Source organism: Paraburkholderia sp. SIMBA_027 (assembly GCF_046535315.1).
GTDB lineage: Bacteria > Pseudomonadota > Gammaproteobacteria > Burkholderiales > Burkholderiaceae > Paraburkholderia > Paraburkholderia tropica.
The window spans coordinates 1-266 of record NZ_JAWRWY010000737.1 but is presented as its reverse complement, the minus strand read 5'-3'; the positions used below and the strand labels follow the sequence as shown (position 1 = coordinate 266).

At 68.0% G+C, this 266-nt stretch carries 1 pseudogene; it reads left to right on the top strand.

What is annotated here, in order from left to right:
- Window positions 1-206, top strand: a pseudogene (locus SB764_RS41005) (rhizopine-binding protein); the annotation flags it as partial.
- Window positions 207-266 lie beyond the last annotated feature (60 nt).

Sequence of the window (266 nt, the reverse complement as noted above, 5' to 3'; positions counted from 1 at the left end):
CAGGCATCGACGCGACGCCGGACGGGCTCGCGGCGATGAAGAGCGGCGAGCTGAAGGTGTCCGTGTACCAGAACGCGGCCGGGCAGGGCGCGCAGGCCGTCGCGACCGCGCTGAAGCTGGCGAAGAAGCAGCCGGTCGACCGCTACGTGAACGTGCCGTTCGAGCTCGTCACGCCGGAGAACATGAACCAGTACGCGAAGCACTGACGGGTTTTTCCGCTGAACTGCGCGGGCCCGGCGCGTCCGGGTTCGCGTGTGACTTTCGAG